Below are 17,908 nucleotides of genomic sequence, written 5' to 3' on the forward strand. Positions count from 1 at the left end.
GCCGAAACCATCTTTCAGCTTTTCTACATGTGTAGAAAAGAATTATCCGGTATTAGCCCCGGTTTCCCGGAGTTATCCCAGTCTCATAGGCAGGTTGCCCACGTGTTACTCACCCGTCCGCCGCTAATCTTTGGGAGCAAGCTCCCAAAGATCCGCTCGACTTGCATGTATTAGGCACGCCGCCAGCGTTCGTCCTGAGCCAGGATCAAACTCTCCAATAAAGAGTAAGATTAGCTCTTAAAAGTTAAAACTTAGAATAAAACGTTGACGTTTGTTGTTCTCTTGTTCAGTTTTCAAGGTTCAATTAAGCACTTGATTATCATACTATATCATTTCACCGTTGTCAACTTCTGCGAAAAAACTTTTTTAATCGTTATTTTCAAGTCGTTGTTGTCGGCTACATGTATTACTATATCATCTTGATTCGCAGAAGTCAACTTCTGTTTTAAAATTATTTTTTCAATAGGCTTCAACATCTGAAGCCAAGGATTACATATTACATAATTCTTTTATAAAAAACAAGAGGTTTATAATATATTTGTACAACTAAAATAATAAACCGCGAGAGTTATCAAATATAAAAGCAAGGCACGAATGGCCTTGCTAGTTAATTAACTATAACTTTTCCAACCATACCTTCCTTGACATGGTACCTACATATTAGTTCGTATGTACCGGTGTTTTTTGGATTTACAGTAATTGTTTTTTCTTTTCCCGGCTGAACTTCTGCGTCAATTCCGAGCTTTTCCACTGTAAAGGTATGCTCTTTCTTACCTTTGTTTTTCAATATCAACGTTGTCGTTTTTCCATTGGGAATAGTAATGGCTTTCGGATTAAAGTAATCATCGTTTAACTCGACCTCAATCGCTTTCTCCATCTCCATAGGTTGCGTCACATCACCGACTTTGGCAAACACACCGAATGGTGTTGTCATAACCAGAATCATCGAAAGCAAAACGACTAATAAGGTTAACTGCTTTTTCACAGACAATCCCTCCTTTCCTAAGAACTATTTTCTTCAAATTCATAAAATATTATCACTTTAAATTTGTTTCGAACGTCCTTTTAATAAAGCTTTTTACAAAGATTATAGATTAACCTATGAAATCAACTTCACACTGCACTTATTTCTGTAATAAATTGTCCTTATTTCGTTAAGTCAAACATCTAACAATACTATAAAATAATAATACAAGAACATTTGTTCTAGGTGGGGAGGGAAACTAATTGAAGGAGTGGGAAGCTTCGTACATAGCTGGAATTATTGATGGTGAAGGTTCTATAACTTTAACAAGAATGCATAAAGGAGAATTTAGGAGACCTTGTATATCAATTTCCTCAACTGATAAAGAATTATTAATTTACATAAAAAGCTTAACAGATGGAGTAATAAACAATAAAAAAAATTATAATCCTGCAAGACATAAAGACTCCTACACATTAACTATTAAGAAAAAAGAAAAGGTGTTTAATGTATTAGAAAAAATACATCCTACATTATTAAAACAAAAACTTCAATTTGAAGAGGAATTTTTTCGATTATAGCTTTTTAGACAAAATAAAAACCACCAAATATGTATTTGGTGGAGACGGTGGGACGTGCTATTCCATTCTTTCGAGATGGCACTGACTATATCTTGAACCTGTTAGTTACAGGTTCTTCGGCGTATTATGCAGATCGTAGTTTTGCTTGCTTCACAAGCAGGATGCTGCATCCTAGTACTACCATGTTGGTAGCCTATAAGTCGATACACGGCTGTTGAATTGCTTCACATACCGCTCGGCATTGCCTTATCGCCACAAGTGCGACTTAGGTTTCACCGATAAAGCCGAATTTTCACTTGTATGTTACCACACAAGGCGACTATGAACTAATCGAACCCACGTCCAAAGATATCGCCACTTAAGCGTCTACGAGTGTAGTCGACATATTCGTATTTCGCTGAGCCATCTGCCTATCGACAGGCGCCCGGTCAGCTAGTCTGGTTGTTCTCTTCCTTCACCCTCAGACGGTGGGATCCGGCGTAGTCCACTTAAAGTGAGTCCCTTACCCTACCACATGGACGATGGAGGGAGGAACAGCTACGCGCTATTAAGCAGCGAAAGCTAAGTTGTTGTTTGTTTTGCCAGTTATAGGCTTTGACGTTTTAACGAGGCCGATCCCCTCGACTCGCAACCTAAGCTCGAACTACCCCTGTCGAATCCGTAACGTCCCCTCATTGAAAGGTGCGCTATTGGTATTTCACGCTAGCGTACGTTAGGAAAGTCTGAAGGTAAGCTTCAGAGCTAAGATTATGTTTGTCAGTTACCCGACATAAGTTATTATAGCATACTTCTTCATGATTTCAATTGTAAGTTTTTGTAAGTAACTTACTTTTGTCTTTCTCGGAAAGCACGTTCGATATCACGCTTTGCTTCCTTCTTCTTCAGGTCTTCACGCTTATCGTAGTTCTTCTTCCCTTTTCCAAGACCTATTAAAATCTTTGCATAACCATTTTTCAAGTATACCTTCAAAGGAACTAGCGCGTAACCCGCTTCCTTTGTTTCGCCTAATAGTTTATCAATTTCTCTTTTATGAAGCAATAACTTGCGTTGGCGAAGAGGGTCGTGGTTATAGCGATTTCCTTGCTCATATGGGCTAATATGGGCATTTAATAGATAGATTTCTCCGTTTTGAATTCTTGCATACGAATCTTTTAAGTTTATACGACCATTACGAATCGACTTAATTTCTGTTCCTTGGAGAACCATTCCTGCCTCATATGTTTCTTCAATAAAGTAGTCGTGATTTGCCTTTTTGTTTTGGGCAACGACCTTCCCCATTCCTTTTGGCACGATATTCTCCTCCTTTCGTGCTCGTCTGTTTCTCTATTGTAGCAAAATTCCCCAATAGAGGGAAGAAGAGAGCCATGCTGAATGGCTCTCTCTGTATGTTTACCTTTTTTTCTTACGCTTTGCTTTTGGTGCATTTTCAAAATGCTTCTTTTTCTTACGGGCAGAACCAGGGCCAGAACCTGATCCACCACGCGGCTTCGAGCCACCAGATCCGCCTCTTGAATCCCCAGCACCTGCTTTTCTGCGAGGCTTTTTCTCGGTACTGCCTGTTTTAAATACCCTCGGCGTACGATCTCGATCAACTGGACGAGCCCCCTTCATACCAACGACTTCAAAGTCAATGGAACGCTCGTCTTTATCAACCTTTACGACACGTACAGTAATTTCGTCTCCAATTCGGTAGACTTTCCCGGTACGTTCACCGATCATCGCATAGTGACGCTCATCAAAGCGATAATAATCATCCGTCATATAGCTAACATGAACCAAACCTTCAATCGTATTCGGCAGCTCAACAAACATTCCAAAGTTTGTCACCGAACTAATCATGCCATCATATTCCTCACCGATTTTATCCATCATATATTCCGCTTTTTTCAACTCATCCGTCTCACGTTCGGCATCAACCGCACGACGTTCCATCTTAGACGTATGCTCTGCAATGTCTGGTAAGCGTGCATCCCATTTTTCACGCGTTGCTTGATCCAGCTTGCCCTCTATGAGATACGTCCGAATGAGACGGTGAACGATTAAGTCTGGATAACGACGGATTGGTGACGTAAAGTGCGTATAGAACTCCGTTGATAGTCCAAAGTGACCAAGACTTTCTGGATCGTACTTCGCCTGTTGCATCGAGCGAAGCATGACGGTTGAAACAACCATCTCTTCCGGCTTCCCTTGTACTTCTTCAATGATTTCTTGAAGCGCACGAGGGTGAACCGAATTCGCTGTTCCTTTTACGATATAGCCGAAATTCGTGATAAACTCGAAAAACTTACGTAGCTTATCTTCCTTTGGATCTTCGTGGATACGATAGATAAACGGCACGTCTAGCCAATGGAAATGCTCAGCAATTGTTTCGTTTGCTGCAAGCATGAATTCTTCTATTAACCTTTCAGCAACGGAACGCTCACGAAGGACCACATCAGTTGGTTTGCCATCCTCTTCAACAAGAACCTTTGCTTCTTTAAAGTCAAAGTCAATGGCTCCTCTGGTCATCCTCTTATTACGAAGGATAGCTGCCAGCTCTTCCATCATCTCAAACATTGGGATGAGTGGCTCATAACGCTTCAAGAGCTCCTCGTCTTTGTCGGTTAAGATTTTATTCACGTCACTATAGGTCATACGTTCTTTTGTTTTGATCACACTTTGGAAAATTTCGTGATTAACGACTTCCCCTGTCGATGTAATCTCCATTTCACAAGAAAGCGTCAGACGGTTAACCTGCGGGTTCAACGAGCAAATCCCGTTGGACAGACGATGTGGGATCATCGGAATGACTCGGTCCACTAAGTATACACTCGTCCCTCTATCTGCTGCTTCACGATCAATGGGAGACTCCTCAGTTACATAATGTGATACGTCAGCGATATGTACACCCAGCTTGTAATTTCCATTAGGAAGCTTTGTAACTGTTACAGCATCATCCAGGTCTTTTGCATCAGCACCGTCAATGGTAACAATATCTTGGTCACGAAGATCGCGTCGACCTACGAGATCTTTTTCATCTATATCATCTGGTGTCTCATTTGCTTGCTTGATGGCTTCTTCCGGAAATGGCCCTGGAAGTCCATGCTTATGAATGACAGAAAGAATATCAACCCCTGGATCATTTTTATGTCCCAGAATTTCAATAACTTCCCCTTCTGCACTTTTTCTTCCTTCTGGATACATCGTTAGATGCACAACAACCTTATGCCCTTCCACAGCCCCTTTTGCAGCAGCTTTAGGAATAAAAATATCACTTGTAAACTTTTTATCATCTGGAATAACAAAGCCAAAATGCTTGCTTTCTGTATAGGTTCCAACCACTTGCTGAATCCCACGTTCAAGAATTCTTACGATCGTTCCTTCTCGTCTCTGGCCAGATGTTTCTGAGTTTACACGCGCTAAGACTATATCACCGTGCATCGCATTATTTGTTTCATTTGGCGGGATAAAAATATCATCCATTCCTGGTTCTTCAGGAATAACGAATGCAAATCCCTTCGAGTGACCGGTTAATTTTCCTCTTATCAGGTTCATCTTGTCAGGCAAGCCGTAACGATTGCTTCTTGTTCGGACGACAAGTCCCTTTTCTTCCATATGTACAAGTGCTTTAACAAAATCTTTAAAATCACCAGAGTCCTGGATCCCAAATGCTTCTTCCAGCTCCTGTACGGTTAGAGGCTTGTAGGCTTCATCCTTCATATAATGAAGAAGTTTATCGACGTGTTGTTTAATACTTTCGTCCATAGTAAACCCTCCTTTTCATTTATTCTTCCCAATTTAAACTTTCTAAAAACTGAAAAATGTCTTCGTGTAACTGTTCCTTCTCTTTGTCTAAAGTGATGACGTGTCCAGATTCTTCGTACCATTTAATAGACTTTTCATCAGATTCAATTCCGTTGTAAATAATATTGGCACTGTCTGTATTGATCATATGATCATGGCGTGCTTGAACGACAAAGGTTGGAGCGTAAATATGATCAACATGATCACGAACATCAGCAATTAGGTTTTGCAGTGCCTTCAACGTGTTCATTGGCGTCTTTTTAAAGTCATCCATCTCTGCTTCGACTTGTTCAGCTGATTTTCCTTCACGTTTTTTGAATTCACGAGCGTAATCAAGAATTCCCTCATACATGACTTCTTCACTTTTTATGTACATCGGGGCACACATTGGAACAATTCCCTTAATAGGTACAGTGTAACCTAATTTCAGTGAAAATACGCCACCTAGAGAAAGCCCAGCCACAGCTATTTCCTTGTGTCCCTTATTTTTCAGATACTCATACGCCTCTGTCACGTCCTGCCACCAGTCTTCAGGTCCCGTATGGACAAGCTCTTCCGGTGGAACTCCATGTCCTTTGTAGTGCGGTGCATGACAGGTGTAGCCTCTTTTTTCTAAAAAACGCCCTAGCATTCGCACATCTGCACTGTTTCCTGTAAATCCATGCAGGAGAAGAACCGCTCGTGGTCCCCCTTCAAATGTAAATGGCTTTGGCATAGCAATTTTCATATGTAAAACTCCTTTAAACTGTTCATATCTATTTAGTTATTGTAATCATAGTTTGCAACTACATTCCAATGATATGTTTGAACTTGTCACAACACCACAAAAAAACCTGACCCCGAAAGTGGCCAGGTTTGTAGACTCTTAAAAAACGTACGCTAGTAAAATCGTTAAGATAAAGAAGAATACCGATAGAACGATTGTCGCACGGTGGAGGTATAGGTCAAGTCCACGTGCCTTTTGCTTCCCGAATAACTGTTCCGCTCCACCCGAGATAGCACCAGAAAGACCTGTACTTTTTCCAGACTGAAGAAGCACAACCACAATCAAAGCGATCGAAACGACCACAAGTAATACAGTAACTAATGTTTCCATAAAAAGTCCACCTCCTAAAACGCACATTGCAGTAGTTTAAATGTACCATAACACGAGTGTATAAACAATAGTTTTCCTTTTTGGAGGAAATGAGAGGATGGTAACAGAATTGGTAGAGGAGAAATTTTTGAAGGAGTCGTCTGATGTAACTAAAAGACTATTATCCAAATTAGTAATAGGCTTTTACGGCTCAAACAAAGGCAGAATTTATTACCTAATAGGAAGTATAGAAGATATATCGGCGACTTTTCCTACTATATCATTGACTTTTTGCATATATCAGATATTTTACTGATTATCAACGAAATCCAAGCACCTCATTAAAAAACCGCAACCCTCTTCAGGCTGCGGCCTCCTCTATATTTGAGCATTCATTTCTAATAATAATTTTTTTTGAGTTTTCAAACCAGAAATATGAGCAAATACCAGCACAATAACAATAAGTCCAATCGTAAAGAAAAACTGAGGAATCATTTTGCCAAGAAAAACGGCTTGATAAAAAAATCCTCCACAGCACCCTCCTAGAAGCGGTCCTATGACTGGAACCCAAGCATATTTCCAATTCGATGTCCCTTTTCCCGGAATCGGCAACAGAAAATGGACAATTCTTGGCCCTAGATCACGGGCTGGATTCATGGCGGATCCAGTTGTTCCACCAAAAGCCAAACCTAATGTAATAATCAAAAAGCCCACCATGATCGGTTGAAGGCCCTTCGTAAATTCGGTAGCTCCTAGTGAGAACAAGCCAAGAACTAAAACGAAGGTGGCAAAAATCTCGCTTAATACATTGGCAAACGAATGTGGAATAGCTGGTCCCGTAACAAATACACTAAGCTTTACATTCGGGTCTTCCGTTTCTTGCCAATGAGGCAAATAATGCAAAAACACCGCTATCGCGCCAATCATCGCTCCGATAAACTGAGCAACTATATAAGCCGGCACAAGAGCCCAGGAAAATGCTCCTGTAAAAGCAAAAGCTAAGGTAACAGCAGGATTTAAGTGAGCTCCACTATATTTTCCAACCGTAAAAATCGCTAACGCTACAGCAAATCCCCAAGCAAATTGAATGGAAAACAACCCCGGATTATAACTATATGTTTTTTTCAGTGAAGCACCCGCGCACACACTGCATCCTATAAAAATTAAAATAGCCGTACCTACTATTTCCCCAATAAAAGCAGTCATTTCTAACACCTCTTCTAGTAAATAAAACCATGAGCTTGATAGTTTTAATTTACTACATTAACAATTGGGTCTACAGATGTTCTTTTTCCTTATAATAACGGAAAAAATATTCGGCTCCAAAAACAAAAAAAGGAGCGGCACAAGGCCGCCCCCTAAATCGAATTACTTCTTCAAGTTATAAAGTGATTTCATTCCATCGTATACAGCTAGTTCGCCAAGCTCGTCTTCGATGCGAAGAAGTTGGTTGTACTTAGCAATACGGTCTGTACGGCTCATAGAACCTGTTTTGATTTGACCAGCGTTTGTTGCAACTGCGATGTCAGCGATTGTAGCATCTTCAGTTTCACCAGAACGGTGAGAAACAACTGCTGTGTAACCAGCACGCTTCGCCATTTCGATTGCTTCGAAAGTTTCAGTAAGTGTACCGATTTGGTTCACTTTGATAAGAATTGAGTTAGCAATTCCTTTTTCAATACCTTCAGCAAGCTTCTTTGTGTTTGTAACGAATAGGTCGTCACCAACTAATTGAACGCGGTCACCGATGCGCTCAGTTAATAGCTTGTGGCCTTCCCAGTCGTTTTCGTCTAAACCATCTTCGATTGAGATGATTGGGAATTCGTTTACTAATTCTTCGTAGAAGTTAACCATTGCTTCAGAAGATAAACCAGTACGTCCTTCTCCAGCTAGGTCATATTGCTTTGTTTCTTTGTTAAAGAACTCAGAAGACGCAACGTCCATACCTAAGAAAATGTCTTTTCCAGGCTCGTAACCAGCGTTTTTGATTGCTTCCATGATTACTTGTAGAGCTTCACGGTTAGAACCAAGGTTAGGAGCGAATCCACCTTCGTCACCTACAGCTGTGTTAAGACCTTTGTCAGAAAGAACTTTCTTTAAAGAATGGAAAATTTCAGCACCCATACGGATTGCTTCTTTGAAAGTAGGAGCTCCTACTGGTAAGATCATGAACTCTTGGAAGTCAACGTTGTTGTCAGCATGTGATCCACCGTTGATGATGTTCATCATTGGAGTTGGAAGTTGCTTCGCGTTGAATCCGCCAAGGTAACGGTATAATGGAAGACCTACAAATTCAGCAGCAGCGTGAGCAACAGCCATAGAAACACCTAGGATTGCGTTAGCACCTAGCTTGCCTTTGTTGTCCGTTCCGTCTAATTGGATCATCGTACGGTCGATTCCAACTTGGTCAGTTACGTCCATACCGATGATTTCTTCAGCGATGATGTTGTTTACGTTATCTACGGCTTTTTGAACACCTTTTCCAAGGTAGCGTGACTTGTCGCCATCACGTAGTTCTACTGCTTCGTGCTCACCAGTTGATGCACCAGATGGAACGATAGCGCGTCCGAATGAACCAGACTCAGTAATTACTTCTACTTCTACAGTTGGGTTTCCACGAGAATCTAATACTTCACGAGCGTATACATGTTGAATATATGGCATGATAAAATCTCTCCTTAAAAGTTAATTTTATAATTTTTTTATGGTCAGTTTCGCCAAAGGCGTAAACTGCCTTTTTTACTATTGAAAAATGGTCAGTAACGCTTGCTTCCACCATGTGCTAGCAGGTCCGGCTTCTACATGCGAACGTTTTACTTCTTTAATAATGTTTTTCCAGTCATTTCAGCTGGTTGTGCTACGTTTAATAGTTCAAGCATCGTTGGTGCAAGGTCGCCAAGGATTCCGTCTTCACGAAGCTCTACGCCTTCCTTTGTAACGATAACAGGAACAGGGTTAGTGGTGTGAGCAGTCATAGGGTTACCTTCTAAAGTGACTACTTCATCAGCATTCCCATGATCCGCCGTGATTATCGCAGTTCCACCTTTTTTAATGATGAGATCAACGACACGGCCTAGGCACTCATCCACCGTTTCAATCGCTTTAATTGTTGGTTCTAACATTCCAGAGTGTCCAACCATATCAGGGTTCGCATAGTTCAAGATAATCGCATCGAAGTTATCTTCCTCGATTTCTTTTACTAATGCGTCTGTTACTTCGTACGCACTCATTTCTGGTTGTAAATCGTATGTTGCCACCTTTGGTGAGTTGATCAAGATACGCTTTTCACCAGGGAACTCCGCCTCACGTCCACCGCTCATGAAGAACGTAACGTGTGGGTATTTCTCTGTTTCAGCGATACGAAGCTGAGACAGATTGTTTTGAGATAACACTTCACCGAGTGTGTTATCAAGGTTTGTAGGTTCGAAAGCCACATATCCATCAACCGTTTCACTAAAATGTGTTAAACACACAAAGTTTAAGTGTTGTGGATGCTTATCGCCGCGGTCGAACGAACGGAAATCTTTATTTGTGAACGTGTTAGAAATTTGGATGGCACGGTCTGGACGGAAGTTATAGAAAATAACTGCGTCGTTATCAGAAATCGTTGCAACCGGCTCACCGTTTTCCTTTTTCAAAACAGAAGGAAGAACGAATTCGTCGAAAATTCCGTTGTTGTAAGAGTCTTCTACCACATCCATAGCGCTTGAGTAGGCAGGACCTTCTCCGTACACCATTGCACGGTAAGACTTTTCTACACGCTCCCAACGCTTGTCACGGTCCATTGAGTAGTAACGACCAGAGATCGTTGCAAACTGACCTACACCGTATTCTTTCATCTTCTCTTCTGTTTGCTTGATAAAGTCACCAGCAGACTGAGGTGCTACGTCGCGGCCGTCTAAGAATGCGTGAACGTATACGTTCTTCACACCTTCCTCAGCAGCTAGCTTAAGTAGCGCAAATAAGTGCTGAATATGACTGTGAACTCCACCATCGGATAATAATCCAAATAAGTGTAGATTTGTTCCGTTCTTTTTCACGTGGTTGATTGCATTTAAAAATGTTTCATTACGCTCGAATTCACCTTCACGAATCGATACGTTTACACGTGTTAAGCTTTGGTACACAATACGTCCTGCACCGATGTTTAAGTGGCCCACTTCAGAATTACCCATTTGACCCTCAGGTAACCCTACCGCTTCCCCAGAAGCAATTAGCTGTGCGTGTGGATAGCTGTTCCAAAATCGATCAAAATTTGGTTTGTTCGATTGTGCAACTGCATTTCCCATACGCTCGCCACGAAGTGCGAAGCCGTCAAGGATGATTAACGCAACAGGAGACTTACTCATTCTTACCTGCCTCCAATAATTGTACAAACGAATCCGCTTCTAAGCTTGCTCCACCAACTAAAGCGCCGTCGATATCTGGCTGTGCCATGTACTCAGCGATGTTACCTGGTTTTACACTTCCGCCGTATTGAATGCGAACAGCTGCTGCAACTTCGTTAGAGTAGTTATCAGCAACTACTTGGCGAATATGTGCACATACTTCGTTTGCATCTTCAGCAGTGGAAGATTTACCTGTTCCAATTGCCCAGATTGGCTCATAAGCAATAACTGTTTGCTTTACTTGCTCATCTGTTAAGCCAACAAGTGCTTTTTTCACTTGATCGCCCACAAGTGCATTTGTTTCACCAGCTTCACGTTGCTCTAACGTTTCCCCACAGCAAACGATTGGTGTGATACCATGCTTGAATGCAGCAAGAGTTTTCTTATTTACAGACTCGTCTGTTTCATTGAACATTTCACGACGCTCAGAGTGACCAATGATTACATATTGAACACCGAGGTCAGCAAGAGCTGGTGCAGAAACTTCACCTGTGAATGCTCCGCTTTCTTCAAAGTGCATGTTTTGAGCACCGATTTTCACTTCTGTTCCTTTCGCTCCATCAACTAAACGCTCTAAAAATAAAGCTGGAGCACAAATGACAGAATCCACTTTTTCAGAAGAAGGAACGATTGACTTTACTTCATTCAAAAAGCTCGTTGCTTCTGAAAGAGTTTTATGCATTTTCCAGTTACCTGCAATAATAGGTTTACGCATGGTATTCATCCTCTCTAAAAATATTACTTATCGTTTAACGCAACGACTCCAGGAAGAACTTTTCCTTCCATGAACTCAAGAGAAGCTCCGCCACCAGTAGAAATATGGCTCATCTTGTCAGCAAGGTTGAATTTTTCAACAGCTGCAGCTGAATCTCCACCACCGATAACAGAATATGTACCTTCTGATGATGCTAATGCTTCTGCTACTGCCTTCGTTCCGTTTGCAAATGATTCTAATTCGAAAACACCCATTGGTCCGTTCCAAATAACAAGCTTAGACTCTTTAATTACATTGCTGTAAAGTTCAGCTGTTTTTGGTCCGATATCAAGCGCTTCCCAATCAGCAGGGATTTCATCAATTCCTACTTCTTTTTTGTTTGCACTATCTGAGAAGTCGTCAGCAACGATTGCATCAACTGGCATATAGAACTTAACGCCTTTTTCTTCCGCTTTCTTAATGAAAGAAAGAGCTAAATCGATTTTATCAGCTTCTAAAAGTGACTTACCAATCTCGTGACCTTGCGCTTTAATGAATGTGTAAGCTAAGCCACCACCGATGATTAAGTTGTCTACTTTATCTAAAAGATTGTCAATAACACCAATCTTGTCTTTTACTTTTGCTCCACCAATGATTGCAGTGAATGGTCTTTCCGGATTAGAAAGAGCTTTTCCAAGAACATCAAGTTCTTTTTCCATTAATAGACCCGATACAGCTGGTAGGTGGTGAGCGATTCCTTCTGTTGAAGCATGAGCACGGTGTGCAGCTCCGAATGCATCATTCACGTATACGTCAGCTAACTCAGCAAATGCTTTTGCTAATTCTGGATCATTCTTTTCTTCTCCAGCATAGAAACGAACATTTTCTAATAAAAGAACATCGCCTTCAGCCATTTCAGAAACTAAAGCTTTTACGCTCTCTCCATAAGCTTCGTCCGCCTTCTTCACATCTTTACCAAGAAGCTCAGATAAACGACCAGCCACAGGAGTTAAACGCATTTCTTCTACTACTGCACCCTTTGGACGACCAAGGTGGCTAGCAAGGATTACTTTTGCGCCTTGCTCAGTTAGGTATTGGATTGTTGGAAGAGCTGCACGAATACGAGTTTCGTCAGTAATCTGTCCATCCTTCATAGGTACGTTGAAATCCACACGGCAAAATACTCTTTTACCTTTTAAATCAATGTCTTTTACGCTTTTCTTGTTCATCGGAAAATCCTCCTATTTAGCATAAGCTTGAACATTAGAAAAGGAGGGGGATTTGTTCCCCTCTCCCCTTTTTACACCTATTTTGCTTCAAAATGGAAAGAGTTAAACCCAAAAACCATTTCTTGTCGCAATTGAAGATTTTATTCCTTTAGATTAAAGACCTTTAGAAGCGATGTATTCAGCAAGGTCAACTACGCGGTTAGAGTAACCAGACTCGTTGTCATACCAAGAGATAACTTTCGCCATATTGCCTTCCATAACCATAGTAGAAAGAGCATCGATTGTAGAAGAAGCTGGGCTACCGTTGTAGTCAGTAGAAACTAGTGGCTCTTCAGAGTAATCAAGAATTCCTTTTAAGTCACCTTCAGATGCTGCTTTAAGAGCTGCATTGATTTCGTCAACTGTTACATCTTTGTCAAGTTCAACAACTAAGTCTACTAAAGAAACGTTAGGAGTTGGAACACGCATAGCTCCACCGTTTAACTTACCTTTAAGTTCAGGAAGAACTAAAGATACAGCTTTAGCAGCACCAGTAGATGTAGGGATGATGTTTTCAGCTGCTGCACGAGCACGACGTAAATCTTTGTGTGGTAAGTCTAAGATTTGTTGGTCGTTTGTGTAAGAGTGAACTGTTGTCATCATACCACGACGAACACCGAAGTTGTCGTTAAGAACTTTAGCAAATGGAGCTAAACAGTTTGTAGTACAAGATGCGTTAGAGATAACGTGGTGGTTAGCTGCATCGTACTTGTCGTCGTTAACACCCATTACGATTGTGATATCTTCATCAGTTGCAGGAGCAGAGATGATTACTTTCTTTGCACCAGCTTCTAAGTGTAATGCTGCGTCAGAACGCTTTGTGAAACGTCCAGTAGATTCTACAACGATATCTACACCAAGATCTCCCCATCCAAGTTGTGCTGGGTCGCGCTCAGCTAGAACTTTTACTTTCTTTCCGCCAACTACTAGGTAGTCACCGTCAACAGTTACGTCTTCGTTAAGCTTTCCGTGAACTGTGTCATATTTTAAAAGGTGAGCAAGTGTGTTTGCATCTGTTAAATCGTTTACTGCTACAACCTCTACGTTAGAGTTTTTTAGTGCTGCGCGGAAAACATTACGTCCAATTCTACCAAATCCGTTAATACCTAATTTTACTGCCATGATTTGTTTCCTCCTTTGATTCAATAAGGATTATTTTTTATTTAAGGGCGTTAACCCTGTAATAACTTTGTTGCGGCTCCTTCATCCGTTATTAATACGGTGTTTTTTGGAGCTTGCTTCATATAAGAGCGAATTGCTTTTTCCTTTGAAGCCCCTCCAGCAACAGCGAGCACATGCCCTGTCTTTGCTAGATCATCGAGCTGAAGTCCAACTGTTCTTACTTTGTGAACCACTTCTCCTGCTTCGTTAAAGTAATACCCGAATGCTTCACCAACCGCTTGCCTTTCTTCGATTTTACTCAAGTCCTCCACGCTAGTCCGCCGGCGTTGGGCCATTGTCATAGCGTCTCCTACTCCGTGTAAAACCATGCTTGCAGATTTGATTAAACCAAGAACTTCTTTAATATGAGGTTCCTTCAACATCATGTGGTACGTTTCACTGCTTACTTGATCAGGGACATAGAGCACCTTGTGGCTTGATTTGGTTCTTTCAGCCATTTTGGCACAAATGGTATTGGCTTGATTTTGAACATCTTCCCCAATTCCTCCGCGTCCTGGTACAAAAAGTATATCTTTGCCGAGGTCTGGAGTTAGCATCTCTGCTACAGTTGCCATTGTTGTACCACCAGTAACTGCGATGATATTTTTTCCCTGCAACGAATTTTTCATACAAAGAGCACAAGCTCTTCCTAATTCGCTTTTTACCCATGGTGACTCATCACTGTTACCCGCTACAATGATCACTTGCTGAATACCAAGTTTCCTTCGGAGTCTTTCTTCCATTATGTCGATACCTGATATCTCACGCATAACCGCTTCTAATCCCTCTAGTAAATCCCTTCCATCTTCAGTAAGACTCATTCCTACACTTGATATAGTAATTAAATCTTGTTCTTTTAAGAAGGAAACTTCACTTCTGAGGACTCGTTCTGTTACACCGAGACTGACAGATAAGCTTCGACGACCAACTGGCTCCATGGAACCTATGTACTGTAAAATATGAAAACGTTCCTGCATAACAGAGAGCAAATCAGGTAATAATCTTTTTTGGATATCAATGATCGACTGCATATTGATGTCTCCTTCATCCTATATGGACATTATATGTCCCTCATAGACATAATGTGTCCCGCTGAAGGTAAAAAAAATCACCCCTGCTACAAAACTTATTCTAACAGGTGCGATTTCCCTTTTCAACTCATATACGGTGTATTTTTTTTGTAAGCGCTTCGTTTATGAACATTTTGTCTAACTGTCCATATTGAACTTCCTCCCCGTCCAACACCACGACAGGAATCATTAATCCATACTGCTCGTTCCATTCATCATTCGTATCAATATCCTTCTCGATGATTTCAAACCGCAAGCTTTCCTGGAGTTCGGTGAGAATCGCTTTTCCTTTTTCGCATAAAGGACATCTTTTTCTAGTATAAAACTCAATAATCATTAGACAATCCCCTTTTAAAATCTCTTTCGCTTTGACGAAGATGGAATTCCGAGCTGATCCCGGTATTTGGCCACCGTCCGTCTGGATATTACAAATCCATCGTTTTCTTTTAGTATATCTAAAATTTCCTGATCGGAATAAGGCTTTGCTTTATCTTCCCCATCCACCAATTTCTTAATGGCATCCTTCACCTGGTTGGAAGAAGTGGCCTCTGAGTTGGTCGTAGAAACCATGTTTGTAAAGAACGATTTCAGCTCAAATGTTCCAAACGGGGTTTGCATATACTTTTCACGGACCGCTCTACTAACAGTGGATTCATGCACTTCAATTTCCTCCGCAATTTCTCTCATCGTCATCGGTTTTAAGTGCAACGGCCCTTTTTCAAAAAAGTCTTGCTGTCTTTGTACGATCGCAAGCGACACCTTTGTAATGGTTTCTTTTCGTTGCTCTAAGCTTCTGACAATCCACGAATAGTCCTGTTGCTTTTCTTGCAAGTATTTGTTGAGACTTGCATCTTTAACGGATGAAAATTGCTGATAATACTCCTGTTGGAACGTAAGCTTAGGGAGCACGTCATCGAACACACTGATTTCAAAATGTTTCCCGTCCCATTTGACCGATACATCTGGAATCACATAGGACGGTGCTTCTTCATGAAAGCCAGCCCCTGGGCGCGGGTTTAATGTTTGAATCAAATCAAAAGCCGCTTGAATATCAGAAAGACTGACGTTTAGTTGTTTGGATAGTGTTTTCCATTTCTTTTCCGCAAACTCCACAAAATGATCACTGACCAATTTTTCCGCTAAAGGATTTCGGTTCGGAATACGGATGAGCTGTAAGAATAAACACTCCCCTAATGACCGCGCACCTACACCTACTGGTTCAAGGTCTTGGATAATAGCAACTAATGAGTCTACTTTCTCGTGTGAAATGCCCAATGAAGTAGCAAGTGTTACGTTGCTCACTACGATGTAACCGTTTCCATCAATATATTCTAAAAAAGTCTTAAGTAGCTTCACTTCCGAGTGGTTCACTACTTGAGCGTATAAATGGTCATAAAGGCTCGTGGCAGTTTTTCCTATTTGCTCAATCCAGTTTTGCTGATCTTTATCTATGACTCTCGTTTTTTTCGGTCGATCTTTGCGAGGATCCATCGTTTTAACATGGGAGGTTTCAATCTGAATAAGGGGATTTTCCAATGCTTTGCTTTCTAAAAAAGCCGTAAGCTCCTGGGAAGAATACTGAAGTAGCGTAATCGCCTGAGATAGTTCTTGCGTCATCTTTAATTTTAACGTCTGCTGTTGCCACAAACCTGCTTTTAAATTCATCTTCTCACCCCCACTATCTATTTTACATGAAGATAAGAGGGAATTGAATGGGTAGGTAATAAAAAAACACCTGTCTATAGTGACAAGTGTTTCTTCATATAAAAGACGCCCTCGGAGGGAATCGAACCCCCATTTCAAGAACCGGAATCTTACGTGCTATCCGTTGCACCACGAGGGCAGAAAAGTGCTTATATGTAAAATAAGCGCTCTTACATCATACTAGATGATTCGCAATGCTGTCAACGACTAGTCGTCCCCTGTTTCCGCTCTACTTCCTATACTTCTCTATAAATTTCTCTTCTTCTTTCATACTTAACAGGCCGGTCGCTTTTCCAACATTTCCGTCCTGTAATTCCCATATCGTATTATGGTCACTGACTGCCTGGGAAAAATCCCCTTCAAGCCATCTTTCGAGAATCTTGATGTACGTGTTCGCATATTTATATTCCATTTGATTGGCAACCACCACATCATAGAGACGCTTGACTCGTTCTTCCGTTATAAGAATGGCTCCCCATTTCTTTTCGGCTTCCACCTTTTGATGTGACATATGATGAATAGCAGATTGTACTTCGAATTCTTTTAAGTCACTTGGAAAGACTTGCTCCACGTTTTCGTCAATTTGAATCTCAAGTCCTCCACCTTCAACGGATGCCTCTGCTTCCTCTGCCTGCTTGAGAACCCTGTCCGTTCCACCGCTTGATGGAGTGGCATTTGTCCAATACGAAAATACTCCAAAACCAGCCATGATCACTAGGCCTGTACTAATTGCTGCGATTTGTATTTTGTTAAGTTTGAAGGTCTTTTTCGTTTCCACGTTTCCCACTCCCTTTGCTAACTTTTTGGCATTTGTGATGTTGATTTGCTCGATTTTTTTGGGTTAAGGGTGCTTGGGGTGGCTTTTACGGATGTTTCTTGCAGATTCATAGAGTTTGTTTGTTGATTCTTTGAATTTATTTGCGATTTTGAGATTTTATTTGTGATTCTGGGATTTTATTTGCGATCCTCAAACTTCACCTGCGATTACCAACTCTCATTCGCGTTCAACCGATCCCACTACCTCAAACCCATCCACCACTATGTAAATCCCCCATTATTATTACCCTACATTTTACAACAGTTCCCATTTCCAGTATAGCGGAAAAGCTCAATTTCTTGTTTAAAAAACTGCCCAGTGGGTATGATGGAAAGTGGGTTTAAAAGTACATAGCAATTTGTGTCGAACAATTCTGCAGCTATTTGTTTGACCTTTATTGACC

16 protein-coding genes, 1 tRNA gene, 1 rRNA gene and 1 other RNA gene are annotated in these 17,908 nt (G+C 41.1%); 1 reads left to right on the plus strand and 18 read right to left on the minus strand.

The features are described 5' to 3' along the window. Both M3175_RS17280 and M3175_RS17285 read right to left on the minus strand, forming a co-directional pair. Window positions 1-221 (minus strand): 16S ribosomal RNA (locus M3175_RS17280); the annotation flags it as partial. Window positions 222-607: 386 nt separating this feature from the next. Beyond that, a complete protein-coding gene (locus M3175_RS17285; RefSeq protein ID WP_251521615.1) occupies window positions 608-991 on the minus strand; it encodes a cupredoxin domain-containing protein in 384 nt (127 codons plus the stop codon). A 236-nt stretch (window positions 992-1,227) separates the two neighbouring features. Here M3175_RS17285 and M3175_RS17290 point away from each other — a divergent pair, with 236 nt between their 5' ends. Further along, window positions 1,228-1,545, plus strand: a complete 318-nt coding sequence (locus tag M3175_RS17290; RefSeq protein ID WP_251521635.1) for an LAGLIDADG family homing endonuclease — start codon at window positions 1,228-1,230, stop codon at window positions 1,543-1,545. Between the two features lie 327 nt (window positions 1,546-1,872). Here M3175_RS17290 and ssrA read toward each other — a convergent pair. The 16 genes from ssrA to M3175_RS25085 form a co-directional block, all read right to left on the minus strand. Further along, window positions 1,873-2,208: a transfer-messenger RNA gene (gene ssrA / locus M3175_RS17295) on the minus strand. Between the two features lie 162 nt (window positions 2,209-2,370). Beyond that, window positions 2,371-2,835 (minus strand): SsrA-binding protein SmpB, encoded by a 465-nt coding sequence (gene smpB / locus M3175_RS17300; RefSeq protein WP_119709954.1) that lies wholly within the window; start codon window positions 2,833-2,835, stop codon window positions 2,371-2,373. Window positions 2,836-2,934: 99 nt separating this feature from the next. Continuing rightward, on the minus strand, window positions 2,935-5,289 hold the full coding sequence (gene rnr, locus M3175_RS17305; RefSeq protein WP_251521671.1) for a ribonuclease R: 2,355 nt from the start codon (window positions 5,287-5,289) through the stop codon (window positions 2,935-2,937). A 19-nt stretch (window positions 5,290-5,308) separates the two neighbouring features. Continuing rightward, on the minus strand, window positions 5,309-6,055 hold the full coding sequence (locus M3175_RS17310; protein ID WP_251521674.1) for an alpha/beta hydrolase: 747 nt from the start codon (window positions 6,053-6,055) through the stop codon (window positions 5,309-5,311). A gap of 138 nt (window positions 6,056-6,193) precedes the next feature. Continuing rightward, window positions 6,194-6,424 (minus strand): preprotein translocase subunit SecG, encoded by a 231-nt coding sequence (gene secG, locus M3175_RS17315; RefSeq protein WP_251521678.1) that lies wholly within the window; start codon window positions 6,422-6,424, stop codon window positions 6,194-6,196. Window positions 6,425-6,781: 357 nt separating this feature from the next. Further along, complete coding sequence (locus M3175_RS17320; protein WP_251521680.1) at window positions 6,782-7,609, minus strand: MIP/aquaporin family protein; 828 nt, start codon at window positions 7,607-7,609, stop codon at window positions 6,782-6,784. A 162-nt stretch (window positions 7,610-7,771) separates the two neighbouring features. Further along, complete coding sequence (gene eno, locus M3175_RS17325; protein WP_119709959.1) at window positions 7,772-9,067, minus strand: phosphopyruvate hydratase; 1,296 nt, start codon at window positions 9,065-9,067, stop codon at window positions 7,772-7,774. A gap of 149 nt (window positions 9,068-9,216) precedes the next feature. Continuing rightward, complete coding sequence (gene gpmI, locus M3175_RS17330) at window positions 9,217-10,752, minus strand: 2,3-bisphosphoglycerate-independent phosphoglycerate mutase (protein ID WP_251521683.1); 1,536 nt, start codon at window positions 10,750-10,752, stop codon at window positions 9,217-9,219. After that, the gene (gene tpiA / locus M3175_RS17335) at window positions 10,745-11,506 is read right to left on the minus strand and encodes a triose-phosphate isomerase (protein WP_160549599.1); all 762 of its coding nucleotides are present in this window, start codon (window positions 11,504-11,506) and stop codon (window positions 10,745-10,747) included. The genes gpmI and tpiA overlap by 8 nt, the downstream gene beginning before the upstream one ends. A 23-nt stretch (window positions 11,507-11,529) precedes the next feature. Beyond that, window positions 11,530-12,714: a phosphoglycerate kinase gene (locus M3175_RS17340; RefSeq protein ID WP_251521686.1), complete on the minus strand. Its 1,185-nt coding sequence runs from the start codon at window positions 12,712-12,714 to the stop codon at window positions 11,530-11,532. A 153-nt stretch (window positions 12,715-12,867) separates the two neighbouring features. After that, window positions 12,868-13,875: a type I glyceraldehyde-3-phosphate dehydrogenase gene (gene gap / locus M3175_RS17345; RefSeq protein ID WP_251521690.1), complete on the minus strand. Its 1,008-nt coding sequence runs from the start codon at window positions 13,873-13,875 to the stop codon at window positions 12,868-12,870. A 50-nt stretch (window positions 13,876-13,925) separates the two neighbouring features. Next, window positions 13,926-14,945 (minus strand): sugar-binding transcriptional regulator, encoded by a 1,020-nt coding sequence (locus tag M3175_RS17350; RefSeq protein WP_251521692.1) that lies wholly within the window; start codon window positions 14,943-14,945, stop codon window positions 13,926-13,928. 127 nt (window positions 14,946-15,072) lie between these two features. Next, the gene (locus M3175_RS17355; RefSeq protein WP_251521695.1) at window positions 15,073-15,321 is read right to left on the minus strand and encodes a glutaredoxin family protein; all 249 of its coding nucleotides are present in this window, start codon (window positions 15,319-15,321) and stop codon (window positions 15,073-15,075) included. Window positions 15,322-15,335: 14 nt separating this feature from the next. Then, window positions 15,336-16,649: an RNA polymerase factor sigma-54 gene (gene rpoN, locus M3175_RS17360; protein ID WP_251521697.1), complete on the minus strand. Its 1,314-nt coding sequence runs from the start codon at window positions 16,647-16,649 to the stop codon at window positions 15,336-15,338. A gap of 106 nt (window positions 16,650-16,755) precedes the next feature. Next, a tRNA-Arg gene (locus M3175_RS17365) sits at window positions 16,756-16,827 on the minus strand. A gap of 90 nt (window positions 16,828-16,917) precedes the next feature. Next, a complete protein-coding gene (locus M3175_RS25085) occupies window positions 16,918-17,466 on the minus strand; it encodes a DUF6241 domain-containing protein (RefSeq protein ID WP_251521700.1) in 549 nt (182 codons plus the stop codon). Window positions 17,467-17,908: the final 442 nt, after the last annotated feature.

The organism is Robertmurraya korlensis, from assembly GCF_023715225.1.
Lineage (GTDB): Bacteria > Bacillota > Bacilli > Bacillales > Cytobacillaceae > Robertmurraya_A.

Bases quoted from the DNA above. Each gene is read 5' to 3' on its own strand.
- gap (WP_251521690.1), bottom strand. From the start codon at position 13,875: ATGGCAGTAAAATTAGGTATTAACGGATTTGGTAGAATTGGACGTAAT.
- secG (WP_251521678.1), bottom strand. From the start codon at position 6,424: ATGGAAACATTAGTTACTGTATTACTTGTGGTCGTTTCGATCGCTTTG.
- M3175_RS17350 (WP_251521692.1), bottom strand. From the start codon at position 14,945: ATGCAGTCGATCATTGATATCCAAAAAAGATTATTACCTGATTTGCTC.
- gpmI (WP_251521683.1), bottom strand. From the start codon at position 10,752: ATGAGTAAGTCTCCTGTTGCGTTAATCATCCTTGACGGCTTCGCACTT.
- eno (WP_119709959.1), bottom strand. From the start codon at position 9,067: ATGCCATATATTCAACATGTATACGCTCGTGAAGTATTAGATTCTCGT.
- M3175_RS17340 (WP_251521686.1), bottom strand. From the start codon at position 12,714: ATGAACAAGAAAAGCGTAAAAGACATTGATTTAAAAGGTAAAAGAGTA.
- rpoN (WP_251521697.1), bottom strand. From the start codon at position 16,649: ATGAATTTAAAAGCAGGTTTGTGGCAACAGCAGACGTTAAAATTAAAG.
- M3175_RS17310 (WP_251521674.1), bottom strand. From the start codon at position 6,055: ATGAAAATTGCTATGCCAAAGCCATTTACATTTGAAGGGGGACCACGA.
- tpiA (WP_160549599.1), bottom strand. From the start codon at position 11,506: ATGCGTAAACCTATTATTGCAGGTAACTGGAAAATGCATAAAACTCTT.
- M3175_RS17320 (WP_251521680.1), bottom strand. From the start codon at position 7,609: ATGACTGCTTTTATTGGGGAAATAGTAGGTACGGCTATTTTAATTTTT.
- M3175_RS17355 (WP_251521695.1), bottom strand. From the start codon at position 15,321: ATGATTATTGAGTTTTATACTAGAAAAAGATGTCCTTTATGCGAAAAA.
- rnr (WP_251521671.1), bottom strand. From the start codon at position 5,289: ATGGACGAAAGTATTAAACAACACGTCGATAAACTTCTTCATTATATG.